Source organism: Amycolatopsis sp. NPDC003865 (assembly GCF_053605345.1).
Map to the genome: position 1 here is coordinate 49,283 of NZ_JBSGJA010000032.1, position 13,972 is coordinate 63,254.

General features: G+C 70.8%; 6 protein-coding genes. 2 read left to right on the forward strand and 4 right to left on the reverse strand.

What is annotated here, in order from left to right; genetic code table 11:
- Positions 1–1,203: a 1-deoxy-D-xylulose-5-phosphate reductoisomerase gene (dxr, locus tag ACWEVP_RS45440; RefSeq protein ID WP_452068811.1), complete on the reverse strand. Its 1,203-nt coding sequence runs from the start codon at positions 1,201–1,203 to the stop codon at positions 1–3.
- Positions 1,204–1,355: 152 nt separating this feature from the next.
- On the opposite strand from dxr, the gene ACWEVP_RS45445 reads away from it, so the two are divergent.
- Both ACWEVP_RS45445 and ACWEVP_RS45450 read left to right on the forward strand, forming a co-directional pair.
- On the forward strand, positions 1,356–1,613 hold the full coding sequence (locus ACWEVP_RS45445; RefSeq protein ID WP_091389979.1) for a DUF2631 domain-containing protein: 258 nt from the start codon (positions 1,356–1,358) through the stop codon (positions 1,611–1,613).
- Positions 1,614–1,638: 25 nt separating this feature from the next.
- Positions 1,639–2,298, forward strand: a complete 660-nt coding sequence (locus ACWEVP_RS45450; protein ID WP_452068812.1) for a peptidylprolyl isomerase — start codon at positions 1,639–1,641, stop codon at positions 2,296–2,298.
- Position 2,299: 1 nt separating this feature from the next.
- On the opposite strand, the gene ACWEVP_RS45455 is transcribed toward ACWEVP_RS45450, so the two are convergent.
- The 3 genes from ACWEVP_RS45455 to ACWEVP_RS45465 all read right to left on the reverse strand — a co-directional run bounded on the left by ACWEVP_RS45455 (position 2,300) and on the right by ACWEVP_RS45465 (position 13,903).
- Positions 2,300–2,803, reverse strand: coding sequence for a hypothetical protein (locus ACWEVP_RS45455; RefSeq protein WP_452068813.1), 504 nt, complete (start codon positions 2,801–2,803; stop codon positions 2,300–2,302).
- 5 nt (positions 2,804–2,808) lie between these two features.
- Entirely contained in the window at positions 2,809–11,862 is a 9,054-nt protein-coding gene (locus ACWEVP_RS45460) for a DNRLRE domain-containing protein (RefSeq protein ID WP_452068814.1), read from the reverse strand.
- Between the two features lie 103 nt (positions 11,863–11,965).
- On the reverse strand, positions 11,966–13,903 hold the full coding sequence (locus ACWEVP_RS45465) for a tachylectin-related carbohydrate-binding protein (protein ID WP_452068815.1): 1,938 nt from the start codon (positions 13,901–13,903) through the stop codon (positions 11,966–11,968).
- Positions 13,904–13,972: the final 69 nt, after the last annotated feature.

Below are 13,972 nucleotides of genomic sequence, written 5' to 3' on the forward strand. Positions count from 1 at the left end.
CTACTTCCCCTCGATGATCGAACGGGCCCGCGCGCGGGCCCAGCGCTCGGCGGCGAGCACGTCTTCGACGTCGCGCGGTTCGCGACGCCACTCGTCGGCGGCTCCCACCACCTCGGAAACAGTGTCCACTATCGACGTGAAGCCGGTGTTCTGCGCGAGGAAAGCGGACACGAGCTCCTCGTTCGCGGCGTTGTAGACCGCGGGCAGGCAGCCGCCCACCGTGCCGCAGTGCCGGGCCAGCTCGACCGACGGGAAAGCGTCGTTGTCCAGCGGCTCGAACGTCCAGGTCGCGGCCTGGTCCCAGGTGCAGGCGGCCGCGGCGCCGGGAACGCGGTCGGGCCAGTGCAGCGCGAGCGCGATCGGCAGCCGCATGTCGGGCGGGCTGGCCTGGGCGATCGTCGAGCCGTCGGTGAAGGTCACCATCGAGTGCACGATCGACTGCGGGTGGACGGTGACGTCGATCTTTTCGGGCGCGATGTCGAACAGCAGCGCGGCCTCGATCAGTTCCAGGCCCTTGTTGACCAGGGTCGAGGAGTTGATCGTGATCAGCGGGCCCATCGACCAGGTCGGGTGCGCCATGGCCTGCTCGACGGTGACGTCGGCCAGCTCCTCGCGCTTGCGGCCGCGGAACGGGCCGCCGGAGGCGGTGAGGACGAGCCGGGCGACTTCGTTCTCCCTGCCGGCCCGCAGGGCCTGCGCGATGGCGGAGTGCTCGGAGTCGACGGGCACGAGCTGCCCGGGCTTCGCGGCGGCGAGCACCAGCGGCCCGCCGGCGATGAGGGACTCCTTGTTCGCGAGCGCGAGGGTGGCGCCGGTGGCGAGCGCTTTGAGCGTCGGCTCGAGGCCGCGCGAGCCGGGCAGGGCGTTGAGGACGGTGTCGACGGGGACGGCGTCGATCAGTTCGGTGACGGCGTCGGAGCCCGCGAAGAGGCGCGGGAGCTTGAACTCGCCCTGGGCGTAGCCGCGCTTCTGCGCCTCGGCGTACAGCGCGAGCTGCACGTCTTCGGCGGCGGTGGCCCTGGTCACGGCGACGGCCTCGACCCCGTGGGCGAGCGCTTGGGCGGCGAGCGCGGCCGGATCGGCGCCGCCCGCCGCGATGCCGGCCACCCGGAAGAGGTGCGGGTTGCGGGCCGCGACGTCCAAGGCCTGGACGCCGATGGACCCGGTGGAGCCGAGCACGAGAACGCTTCGCGAGGTAGTCATCGCGGGACATTGTCGCGCGGGACGTCTCCGCCGCGCACCCGGAGGTTGCCTGGCCGGCGAGTGGCCGGCGCCACGCGGGCCGTCTCCGCGGCGGGCCCGGAGGTGTGGGATCATCGGCGCGTCCGTGGTTCATGGGTCTTGAGGAGTTCATCGTGGCAGGCAAGGCGGTCGAGAAGCGGCGTCCCGAGGTCGACCCGCGCGACGAGCCGTCGGCGGCCTGGGGCTGGCACGGCTCGTTCCCGAAGGCCACCCGGATCGCCGGCTGGGTCAGCGCGGTCATCCTCATCGTGATGATCAAGGGCAACCACGAGAACAACACCGAGAACGTGTGGCTGGTCGGCCTGGCGCTGTTCCTGGTCCTGCTGCTGGTCCTCGACATCCGCAAGCAGCGCACGGCCTGGCGCAAGTAGTTCGTCATTCGCTAACGTCCCCGGCATGAAGCTGCGCTGGGGTCTGGCTCTCGTCGGTGTGCTGGGTGCTTTGCTGACCGCGCCGGCTTCGGCGTCGGCGGCCCCGGTGGTGACGCGGTGCGAGTTCACCCCGACGCCCGACAACCCCGCCGCCCGTCCGGTGGTGCGTCCGCTGCCGTTCGCGTTGACGCGCGGGACGGTGGACGTGACGTTCCGCTTCAACTACGGGCCGGTGACGGTGCGGCTGAACCGCGCCGGAGCCGCTCCGTGCGCGGTCCACAACATGGTTTCGCTGATCCTGCAGCGGTTCTACGACCGTTCGCAGTGCTGGCGGCTGACGAACTCGTCCCGGCTCGGGGTGCTCCAGTGCGGAGACATCTACGAGGTCGAAAAGGGCGGGCCGGGGTACAAGTTCCCGGACGAGGTGACCGGTTCCGAGACCTACCCGCGCGGGACGGTCGCCATGGGGAACCAGGGGCCGGGGACCAACGGGTCCGAGTTCTTCATCGTGCATTCGTTCGCGAACATCCCGGCGAACTATTCGGTGCTGGGCACCGTGGTGCGGGGGATGTCCGCGATCGATCACATGGTGGCGGACGGGATCATCCCGACCGACCCGAACGGGCCGCTGGACGGCGCACCGGCCAAGCCGGTGAAGATCCAGCGGGCCACGCTCGGCTGGTAGGTCACCAGAAGTCTTCCGGCCGGTCCGCCACCTCCCGCGCGAGGTCGCGGACCGCTTCCCTGTCATCGTCGACCGCTGCCGCGAGCGCCGCACGGGATTCGGGGGTGTCGATGTGCAGCAGGGCGTCCAGCGCATTCACCGCCAGGTCGTCGTCGATGTCGTCCTCACGGTGCCAGGCCACGGTCCGCGCCAGGACGGGTACCGACTCCGGCGCGGCGAGGTCCGACAAGGTGTACACGATGTCGAGGGCGTAGACGTGCGGCTCGGTACGGGCCAGGTCGAGCGCTTCGATCAGCACGGGCACGTAGGACGGCGACGGGAATTCGCTAACGACGTTGACGTAACTGTCGAAGCGGGACCAATCCCGGTCCTTGAAAGCCCTCGCGAGCCCTTCGGACAACGCCTCGACCACCTCGTCAGGATTCTTCCCGCGGAGCCGCGATGCTTTCTCGAGCGGGTTTATCTCCGCCGCGAGAACGATCGTCGCAATGTCGCTGTCAACCACCACAATCACCTCCCGACAAAATCATCCAAGGACTCCACTTCGTACCCCAGCAGCTGCCCATTGTACAAGTCGGCACTGCCGCCGCCTCTCTTGCCACGGAGTCCATAGGTGATGAATCCGTGCTCCGACTTCACGTGCACTTGCCGGATGTCGTTGCTCACCCGCGGGAGGCCGTCGAGTCCTCGCTCGCGAATGAGAGGCGACGGCGGGTAGTCGATGGCCCCGTTGTCGATCAGCAACTGCCGCGTACCCGGTTTCGCGTACATGGTCACGACGACGTCGTACTTGCCACTCTTGAACTTGGGAATTCGCCGCTGGATGTAACCGGGATCGTCGACGATGAAGCTTTCGTTCTTCTTGGGCCTGATCCCGTTTTTCTTGAAGGATTCGAACTCTTCGAACGACATCGCCCGGTAGAAGACTTCGAGTTTGCCCTGCTCGACCAGTTCGGAGACCGGGAGGTCTCGGATGTCCTGGACCACATCACCGTTGGGCCCGCGAACCAGATCGCGGAAGTGCCGGTAGACGTCGAACCACTTCTGCAGGTCCCCTTGGTCGTCGGAAACCTTGTCGGCCGGCAGATTGGGGTTGCTCGTAGTCGTGCCGTCGGCGAGGTACTGCCCGAGCGCGCCGACCGGGATGGGATCGGGAACGCGCAGCGCGCGGTCGTTCGCGACCTTCCGGGCGGCGATCCCCGGCGGCGGGGGCGGCGGCTGCCAGTGTGGAGCCACGCGCTTGCCCGAACCACCACAAGACACCCGGCAGGTGCCCGCTTTGCCCGACCCACCGCGCAGGGTTGCCGTCCCCGTGGCGTTGGCACGACCGGGTGGCAGCGGACCCACGACGACGGGGTTCCGGATGTCGCCGGGCCCGTACACGGTGACGTGAGGAAAGAACGTCAGCACCCACATGCAGGTGAGGTAGGCGTAACCGGAGTAGTTGTCGCAGACCCCGTTGGGGTCGACCTCGTGGATCACCGAACCCGGATCCGAGGCTTGGTGCCCGTCGAGGTCGACTCGGCCCAGCGGATCGGCGTCGCCGAAGAGGTACCGGTTCGCTCTCGTTGCGGGCCCGCCAGGATCCACTTGGATGTCGTCCCGGCTGGTGAACGACCCGGTTCCCGGCGAGTACCACCGGGCTCCCATGTCGACCTGGCCCGTGGCCGGGTCGGTGTAGTCCGACTGGAACCCCAGCGGTGAGGTCGTCCCCGCGGAGGCCGTCCGGGCACCGAAGGGGTCGAAGGCCGACGAACCGGTCAACTGGGATGCGACCGGATCCAGCTCTCCGACGACGTCGAAGTGGCGATCGGTCAGCGCGACCTGGCCAGGGCCCGAGCCGGACTTCTCGGCGAGCAGCCCGTTCACGTTGTCGCGTGAGAAAGTCGACGTGCCGTCCGAGGTCAGGTCCAGCGAGGTGCCGTCGTACGACAAGGCCTGGTCGTTCCTCGACGACGCCCGATCGAGACCGTCGTACGCGTACGTGGCCGAGCCCTGCTTCACCGCCCGGTCGAACGCGTCGAACTCCGACGTCACTGTTCCGGCTGGTCCCGAACGGGCGTTCAGCGTGCCCCGCGGGCTCCACGTCAGCGTGTCCGCGCCGTCGGTCAGCTGGCGGTTGCGCTCGTCGAACGTCGCCGTGCGGTCGCCCGCCTGCACGCGGTTGCCCGAGGCGTCCCACGCGTATGCGGTCGTCTTGCCGCCGACGCTCCACGACGTCAGGCGGCCCGCCTGGTCGTAGCCGTACGTGTTGTCGCCGGCTCCGGCCACCCCCGTCGTCTTCTTGCCGGTGAGGCGGTCGTCGAGGTCGTAGCTGTAGGCGAGTGCCGCGAGGGAAACGCCGCCGGTGGCCTTCAGCTCGTCACTCGTCTGACGGCCGAAGTCGTCATACCCGTAGGTGCGGACGCGGCCGCTGCCGTAATCGATCGACGCGAGGTTGCCCGCGTCGTCGTAACCGAGCGTCTGCTTGACGCCGGTCAGGCCGTCCTGCTGGGTCGACAGGCGTCCCTTCTGGTAGGTGAACACCGCGGTGCCCGCTCCGTCGACGCGCTGGGTCAGCCGGCCGGACCCGTCGTAGGAGTAGGTCGACGTCCCCGACAGCGGTCCCGTGCTCGTGAGCAGGTCACCGCGGTCGTCGTAGGTGAACGTCTTCTCACCGCTGGGCGCGTTCACCGCCAGCAGGCGGCCCACCGGGTCGAACCGCTGGACGCGGTCCGGGGTCGGCTGGGCCCCGCCGGTGCCGGTCTCCAGCGTCAGCCGGCCGAGCGCGTCGAACGTCCGCTGCCGTTCGACGCCGCCGGGTGCCTGCACGCGCACCGGCCGGCCGGCCGGGTCGTACGAGGTCGTCCAGGTGCGGTCCGCAGCGGCCGGATGCGCCGCCGTGGCCGGTTCGACCACCGACTCCGACAGCCCCAGCGCGTTGTACGTCTCGAGCGTGCTGTTGCCGCGGCCGTCGGTCGACCGGGTCCGGTTGCCCGCCGCGTCGTAGCCGTACGACGTCGTGATCGACGCCGTGTCGGTGGTCGGCTCCTGCTGCCGGACCAAGAGGCCGCGGGAGTCGTGGTCGAACCGGGTGGTACGGCCGAGCGCATCCGTCGCCGAGACCTTGTTGCCGTCGGCGTCGTAACCGACCGAACTCTTGCGGAGCACGTGCTCGTCCGGAGCCAAGCTGTAGAAGCCGGTGGCCCGGCCTGCCTGGTCGTAGCTCACGTAGCCCGTCCGGCCGTGGCCGTCGGACTGCCGCACCGGCCGCCCGGCGAAGTCGTAGCCGAACCGGGAGACCACGCCCGCCGGGTCCGTGGTGACGGTCCGCTGCCCGAGCACGTCGTACTCGTTCTTCGTCACCTCGCCGGTCGGCGCCGTCGTGGAAACGAGGTTCCCGGCGTCGTCGTAACGGAGCTTCGTGCTGTACGCCGCCGGTGCCGGACGGCGCTCGAGGCGGGTCGCCGTGACCTGCCGCCCGAGGTCGTCGTAGGTGGCTTCCACCCGCGAACCGGTCGGGTCCGTGGTGGAGAGCGGCTCGCCCTCGGTGGTGTAGCCGTAGCTCCACACCCCGCCGGGCCGGTCGCCGGCCGCCGGGTCCGGGTCGGTGCGCTCCACCGGGCGGCCGAGCTGGTCGTACCGGTAGCGGGTGACCGCGCCTGCCGGGTCCGTGACGCTCAGCAGGTTGCCGAGCGCGTCGTACTGCCGGGTCGTGGCGACCTTCGCCGCGGTCGTCTCCCCCGGCTTGCGGTAGTCCGGCGACGCCACCTTCACGACCCGGCCCGCCCGGTCGTAGGTCACCGCTCCGACGTTGCCGTTCGGGTCCTTCGTCTCGGTTTGGTTCCCGAACGTGTCATAGCCGTCGACGACCTCCGGGCGCACCTGCGCGGCCGCCGCTCCCCCGGACTCGGCCGCGACGAGCGGCTGCGTGGTCCGGACGACCCGGCCGAGCTTGTCGTAGGTCAGGTTCGTGGTGAACGCGGCCAGATCCGCGCCGGGGGCGTTGCCGCGCGGCGAGGTGACCCCGGTGACCAGCCCGCGCTCGTCGTACCGGTAGGTGGTGGTCAGCTTCTCCGTCGCGCTCTTCGTGACGGACTTGCTCGTCTGGTGACCCGCGCTGTCGTAGCCGTACTCGACGGTCTCGCGGTTGCCGAGGTCGAGCCGCGTGCTGTTCGAGCTCTGTCCGGTGTGGACGGTCTTGACGACGTCGCCGCCCGGCCCGTACGTCCATTCGGTCCGGTTCGCCAGTCCCGACGGGTCGGCGGTTTCCGCCGTTCCGCGGCCCGCGGCGTCGTATTCGAACGTCGTGACACGACCGCCCGGCTCGGTCAGCTTCGTCTTCTGGCCGGCGGCGTCGTAGGCGTACTCCTGCAGGGTGACATCGCGCTTGGGGGCCGCCGGGTTGAACGGATCGCGCACGTCGTGGGCGACGACCTTCCAGACCTTCCCGTCTCCGAAGTACTGGTAGCGGGTGGTGCGCCCCATCGAGTCGGTTTCCCGCACCCGGCGACCCGCGAGGTCGTAGGCGTAGGACGCGAGGACCAGGGTCGGCGCGGACGTCGTGTCGCCGCTGCCGTCGGTGTCACCGCCCCCGGTCGCCGGATCGGTCGCCTGGCCGGTCCAGGCCCGCAGCCGGACTTCCGCGAGTGCGTTGCGGGCGGTGTAGCCGTACTCGTACTTGTTCCCGCCCGCGTCGACCATCCAGACCCGGTTGCCGAACGCGTCGTAGCCGGACGAGGTGACCCCGCCCTCCGGGTCGACGACCCGGCTTGGCCGGCCGAAGTCGTCGTAGTCGGTCGTCGTGACGCGGGTGGCGTCACCGCCGGTCAGGTCCTTCTCCTCGGTGCGCACGACGTTGCCGTCGGCGTCGTAGCCGGTGAGCGTCTGAGCGGTGTGCGTGACCCCGGTGACCGCGTTGACCACGCCCGAACCGGTCGCAGCGGTCTGGTGCGAGCGGGAGTCGTAGGCGTAGGTGGTCGTCACCCCGGCCGGATCGGACGCGCTGCTGCGCGTCTCCGTCTTCTTGCGGCCGAAGACGTCGTACGTGTACGTCGTCGTCAGGCCGGCCGGGTCCACGACCTTCGCCAGATCGCCGTTCCTGTAATAGGAGTAGGCCGTGACGCCGTTGCGGGGGTCGGTCGTCTGCAGGAGGAGACCCGCGGGAACGTTGCCGCCGCCCACCGCGGCTTCCGTGCCGTTCGACTGCGCGTGCCGGGTCACTCCGCCGTCCGGGGTCGTCTCCGTCGACAGCAGCCCTCGGACACCCAGGTCCGTGTACGTGTACGTCGTCGCGTATGCCGGGTCGTCCGCGTTCGCCGAACGCGCGTCGCGGGACGACAGCAGCTTGTCGTTGCGCGGGTCCGTCACGTCGGCCGCGTTCAGGTAGTACGTCGAGTACGACGTCTGGCAGTCGCCCGGCGCGACGCGGCACGTCTTGCGGGCGACGACGTTGCCGCGCTCGTCGTTGGTCAGGACGACCGTGTTGCCGAGCTCGTCGCCGATCGTGGTCTGGAAGCCCTTGTCGTCGTAGTCGTAGGTCCGCACGCCCTGGCCGTTGACCGGGCCGCCGACCCACGTGCCGTCGCCGCCCACCGGGCCGCCGCAGTACGAGGGGTCGCTCGGGTCCTGGGGCGCCGACGGGTCGCAGGCCGCGTTGTCCGGCGGCAGCGGATTGCCGTCGCCGTCGCGCCGGTCCTCCGGACGGATGCCCTGGCCCAGCGGCGCGATGTAGCGGAGGATGCGGCCCCGCACCGGGTCGTAGTCGTAGAAGTGCGGGCGGTTCCCGGGGTCGGAGACCTGCGTCGTGCGGACCAGGTTCGTCTCGGTCCCGGTGACGACGGGCCGCCCCAGGCGCCAGTGGCCGCCGTTGCGGTCCACGACCTCGGTGAGGCGGTCCGAAGCCGTGTCGTAGCTCAGCTGCGCGGCGACCCGGCCGCTGGGCAGGGTGATCTTGGTGAGCGAACTGGCCGCCGTCCGGGCCTGGAAGTGCGCCGCGGCGGTCGTCGGGCCGACGGCGTACTCGTAGAACGCGGCCTCGGCGATCTGCCCGGCGAAGAACCGGCGTGGCTCGGTTCCCCAGCCCGGCCAAGCCGACGGCGGGACGGTGTACGCGGCCCCGATCTGGTTGTAGACGACGTCGTCGTGCGCGATCTCGCCCTGGACGCTGCCGACCGCCTGGCCGTCGAGGTAGAGCGTCTGGGTCGCGAGCGCGCCGGAGAGGACGACGTGGTGCCAGGTGTTGTCGTTCACCGCCGCCGCCGAAGTGATCGGCGCGGCGGCACCGTTCCAGAACTGGCCGCGCAGCTTGCCGTCCGTGCCGACGTACAGCACGGGCACCGCGCCGCTGGGCGTGCCGCTGATCGGCGCCTTCTGGTAACCGAAGAGCGGGCCCCCGGTCGCGGTCCGGAACCACAGTTCGACGGCGAGGTCGCGGTTCTTGCGGACCAGGCCGTCCGGCAAGGTCACCACCGACGAGGTGCCGTTGAACGTCGCCGCGGTCCCGGTGCCGGTCAGCGGTCCCGGCTGGCCGAGGGTGACGTCCTTGTAGGTTCCGGCGTCCTTGCCGAGCTTGAGCCCGTTCTCGCTCGCCGCCGTCGTGCCTGCCGTCTCGCCGAAGCGCCAGAACGACGACGGGCGGGCGTCGACGACGGAGCTGCGGTAGTGCGAACCCGCGGTGTGGTCGTAGTTCGTGCACCCGCCCTCGGGGTCGCAGACCTTCGTCAGCCGGTCGCCGTCGTAGGTGTAGGTCCAGGTGAGCTGCTTGCCGTCGATCGGGTCGGTGCTCACCGAGGTGACGTGGTTACCGGTCCACTTGAAGTAGAGGATCCGGTCGCTGGTCCGGCTGATCGCCCGCCGGAGGTGCTCGGGGGTGCCGTAGTCGAGTTCGACGTGGTGGCCGGCCTGGTCGTAGATCTCGATGAGCCTGCCGTCGGGGCGGAAGCGGTAGAGCGTGGCCGCCTTGTCGGTCAGCACCCAGCCGCCGCCGGCGGCTTCCACCTCGATCCGGAAGTCGGCCTGCCGTCCCGGCGGAGGTGCGAAGGTCCCGTCGCTGTTGCGGCCGAACCGGACCTGCTGACCGTCGGGGTAGGTCACCACGACGTTGCCCGACCCGTCGTTGTCGGGCACGACCTTCATGTCGTAGCGCGTCGACCACCCCGCGCCGAAGGTCAGGTCACCGCGGGGGTCGAGGCTGTTGTAGGTGCGGGCGACGGTCAGTTCCGGGCCGGTCACCTGCACCGCGGCGTCGACCGCGCTGGAGAAGTAGTTGCCGGTCTGCGGGTCGAAGTCGCGCTGCGCGCCGCTGTAGGGCGCGTTCGCGAGGTGGGAGGTGATTTCCGGTTGCGGGACCGCTGTCAGCAAGTGGCTCGGCGTGAGCTTCTCGCTCTCGGCGTTGCCGTCGTAGGCGAAGACGCGCCACTGGTAGTCCTTGCTCCAGCGCAGCGCTCCGGCCGGGACGGTCCACGTCCGCTTGGTCACGTAGCCGGAGTCCACACAGGACACTCCGGTCAGCGTCCCGTCCGGTTTGGCGACGTAGTTCTCGCAGACCTCGAAGCGGTACTTGAGGTTCGAGGAGACCGGTGCGTCCACGTCCACCGCGTCCGCCCACAGCTGCGGGGTGAGCGTGGGCGCGGAGAACCCGTTCGGCGGGTACTGCGCCTTGACGATCGGCGGGACGTCGAACACGGTCATCGACAGGCGCGTCGGCGGGATCTGCTCGTCGGTGAACCAGGCTCCGCCGCGGCGCAGCATGCTGAAGTCGAACAGGTAGCTGCCCGGCTCGATGGCCTTGATGGTGGCGTCCACCGTCACCGAGCCGCCCCGCGGCACGTCGCTGGGCAGGGACGCGGCCTCGACCGCGCCGACCGGGGATCCGGCGGCGGTGAAGGCGCGGTAGCCGAGTGCGTAGTCCGCCGCGGTCCAGGTGTCCGCGCCGCGGTTGGTGACGGTGATCTTGACCTTGCCGGCCTGCGTGCGGGTCACCGGTGGCTGGGGAACACCGCGGTCGACGCGGTATTCGGCGTCGTAGGCGGTGTGCGTGACGAACAGGCGGGGCGGGTTCGCCGTCCGGTTGCCGGTGAACTTCTTCCAGCCGTAGGGATCGGTTTCCGAAGCGCGGACCGCGAGGCCGTAGTTGGCCTGCGCGCCGGTCACCCAGCGCTGCACGAGGTCGCGGCCGCCGGTGCCGAGCGGGATCAGCTCGGTCGCCGACGGGCAGCTCGAAGCGTGTTGCTGGAGGCCGATGTACCCGTGGGCGAAGGACTCCTGGGCGAGCGCGGGACCGAAGGCGGGCCCGGGGAAGCCGGTTGCGGTGTTCCACGGCGCCGTGACGCCGTGCACGGTCACCGGGCGCGGCTGGCAGGACCACGACCAGGTGCTCTTCAGCGTCAGCTGGGCGCCGAGGATCTTGTGGTTGCGGAGCCGGCTCTCGACGCCGCCGAACGACAGGTAGCTCGCGGCCTTGATCGACCCCGTCGTCCCGATCTTGAGTTCCGTGCCGCCGTCGAGGCGGGAGCCGTTCTGGAACACCGCCCCGCCGTCGGAGGCGGTGGTCTCGACGCTGGGGTCGACCTCGACCGGGTAGACGCGGGCCGGATCGTTCAGCCAGCTCGTGTCCAGCTCGACCCGGAGCACGTACCCGCCGGCGGTCTCCTGGAGCCGGTACGTCACGCCCTCGGACCGGGCGGGCTCACCGGTCGCCGGGTCGCGACGGGAGTCGGTCATGAAGCCCACCGGGATCCTGGCGCGCTCACGCCCGTCCGCGTCGGTGAGCGAGATCCGCCCGTCCACCACCGACGGCCGAAGTCCCTTCACGCGCAACGGGAACTCCCACACCGCGGGTGCCTGCGCCGAATTCAGGACCAGCGTCTCCTTGACCCCGCCCGGCACCACGTCCAGGCGCAGGTCGGCCCCGGCTCGCACACCCGGGTAGACGATCCGGCCGCCCGACACCGTGCCCGCCGACGGCGAGGCGCCACTGACCTCGAAGCCGAATTCGTGGTCGCCGTCCAGGCCGACCCGCACGACCTCACCGGTGGCCCGAGGGGCGAACACCAGCCGCTCGGCGTCGGCCGCGTTCGTCCACCCCGCGCCGGGGGCGCCGGGCACGATCCCGGTGTCGATCGGCTGGAAGGTGCCGTCGGGCGCGCGGTAGTTGATCGGGTCCTGGCCGAACTCGGTGGTGAGGGTGCCGTCGGCGTTGGCGTAGGTCTTGTCGGTCGCCGTGCGCCGGTCCGGCAGCTCCCGGCTGGTCTTCTCGTCGAAGCCGGTGACGTGCGCCGCCGGGTTCTCGACCCGCACGGCATTCGCGCGGACCGCGGCCTCGCCCGCGGCCACGGCCGGGTACTTCGACTGCAGGGATTTCGGCCCGGCCACGTTGGCGCGGCCGCCGGCGTCGTCCGCCTGCCGCCCCGCGGTCCCCGCCAGCTGCTTCGGCGCGAGGGCCATCGCCTGCTGGAGCAGCTCGGCACCGAGGTCCGGACCGGCCGGGACCGACGGACCGAGCACCCCGGCCGTCAGCGCGACGACGAGGCCGAGCAGCGTCGCCCGGCTCGCGTGCCCGGACTTGCGTCGTGAAGCGAACATGGCAGAACCCGCCCTCGTCGGTCGAACCACAGCACGGCATGGAGGCACCCCGATCGGCGGGCCCGAGGGTTGCTCGAGGCCCGCCGGAGTGCCGGGGGAACGGTCAGAAGGTCGGCTTGGGCAGCGGTCCGCCCGCGAACGCCGGCGCAGTCGCCGGCGCCAGGGAGCTGCGTGCGGCGGCGGCCGCGGCGCCGGAACCGAAGGCGTAGGTGACGCCGTCGCTGTCGCGGTAGGTCACCACCACCCCGCCCGCGGACAGCCCCGTGAACGAGGGGTCCGTCGCGGACGGGTAGGCCGCGCCGGTGCGGGAGTCCACCAGCTTCTGCCAGTCCTGGTAGCCGGTGCTGCCGGGCGCCTTCTGTTCGGTCACGTAGATGTAGCCGTCGGTCGCGCGGACCGCCACGTGCACGACGCCACCGGTGTCGACCGCGGCGGCCGGGGAGCCCTGCCCGGTGATCCCCGGGAGCGGCTTCCAGGTTCCGGTGAAGCCGGCGGCCTGCTCGCGCTGGTTGACCACCACGCCGTCCGGCTGGACGGCGAAGGCTTCGAGGGTCTGGTCCGGGTTCGCCGTCGCGGCGAGCTTGCCGGTCCAGCCCGTGCCCGGCACCGCGCTCCAGGCGCTCAGGGTTCCGTCGACGTACGTGGCCTTGGTGTACAGGCCCGCGGTGGTGCGCGCGACGAGGTCGATCCCGTCCGGCTGCACGACGGCCGTCAGGTCCGCGGTCAGGCCCGAAGACGGCAGCACGCGCCACGGCAGGTACTGCGTGCTGGCCGGGTCCTGCGGACGGGCCAGCAGGCGCCCCGCGCCGTCGACGGCGAACGCGGTCCCGACGCCGGAGCGCTGGACGAGGACCGCGGGTCCGGGCGTCCACCCGCCGAAGCCGGTCGCGGCCGTCCAGGTCGTCGTGGCCGGTGCCTGGGTGCTGCGCCGGGTCTCGCTGTCTTGGCCCAGCGCGGTGACCAGCAGGCTGTCGTCGGCGAGCCGGAGCGCGCCCGGCGTGCCCGTGTACTGCTGGTAGCCGGGGACGACCGCGAAGTCGACGACGGTGATGTCCGTGGACCGCTGCCGCCCGTGGATGAGCCGGCCGAAGCCGTCGACGTAGAAGTGCTGGAGCTTCCCGCCCGTCCCTTCGACGACGGCGCTCGGCGCGTCGGCGACGACCGGCACCGCCGGCCGGCCGGGCAGGCCCGGGTCGACCAGCTTGCAGTCGTCGGTGGTGACACTCAACTGGTAGTCCGTGCCGATCGTGCCGACCACCTTCGGACCGGTCCAGCTGCCCGCACCGAGGTAGCGGTACCACTTGAGCTGGCCGTTGTTCTTGTCCAGCGCGTAAAGGACGTCACCACCGGCCGAGGCGACCTGTGCGAAGTTCTGCCAGCCGGTGGTGCCGACCAGCGTCGCGTACTCGATCCACCGCTGGCTGGTCGGGTCGTACTGGAAGCGGTAGAGCGCCCCGGCGGGAGTGCGCGCGTAGAAGACCCCGGCTCCGGCGCCGACGATCATGTCGTACTTGGTCAGGGTCCAGCCCGTGTCGATCAGCCGGCTGGTCCAGACCTTGGTCGTCTCGTCGTACCGCACCCAGGCGAGGATGTTGTCGTGCGACCAGTAGAAGTCACCGGTGGCGTCGACGGTGATCCGGTTCCGGTACTGCGGCAGCGTGACGCCGTTCCAGCCCGTGGCGATCGTCGTGCTGATCCCGCCGTTCTCCCAGCCCGTGGCGAGCCGGCGGTGGCGGCGGACCTGACCGTCGTCCCCGATGATGTACATCCGGCCGTCGGGGCCGGCCAGGGTCTTGCCGTTCCACGCGTTGCCGATCGTCGCCCGACCTGTCCAGGAGGTGGCGCCGGTCTCGGGTTCGTTGTGGCGGTCGAGGTCGAGGTGGGTGTCCGGGAGGGTGTAGAACACGCCCGCGCTCGCGCGGCACGTGATCGTGTCGGCCGCGGCCGCGGGACTCGCGCCGGTCACGGTCACGGTGGCGAGCGCCGCGGTGACCGCGCAGAACAGGACCGCGGGTCTCCGTGAGAACGGTTTCTGGCGCATGGATTTCCCCTCGTCTGAAGATCGTGGATGCGGCGGCGGGCAGCATCGACCGGCCCGCCGTGCCGGACG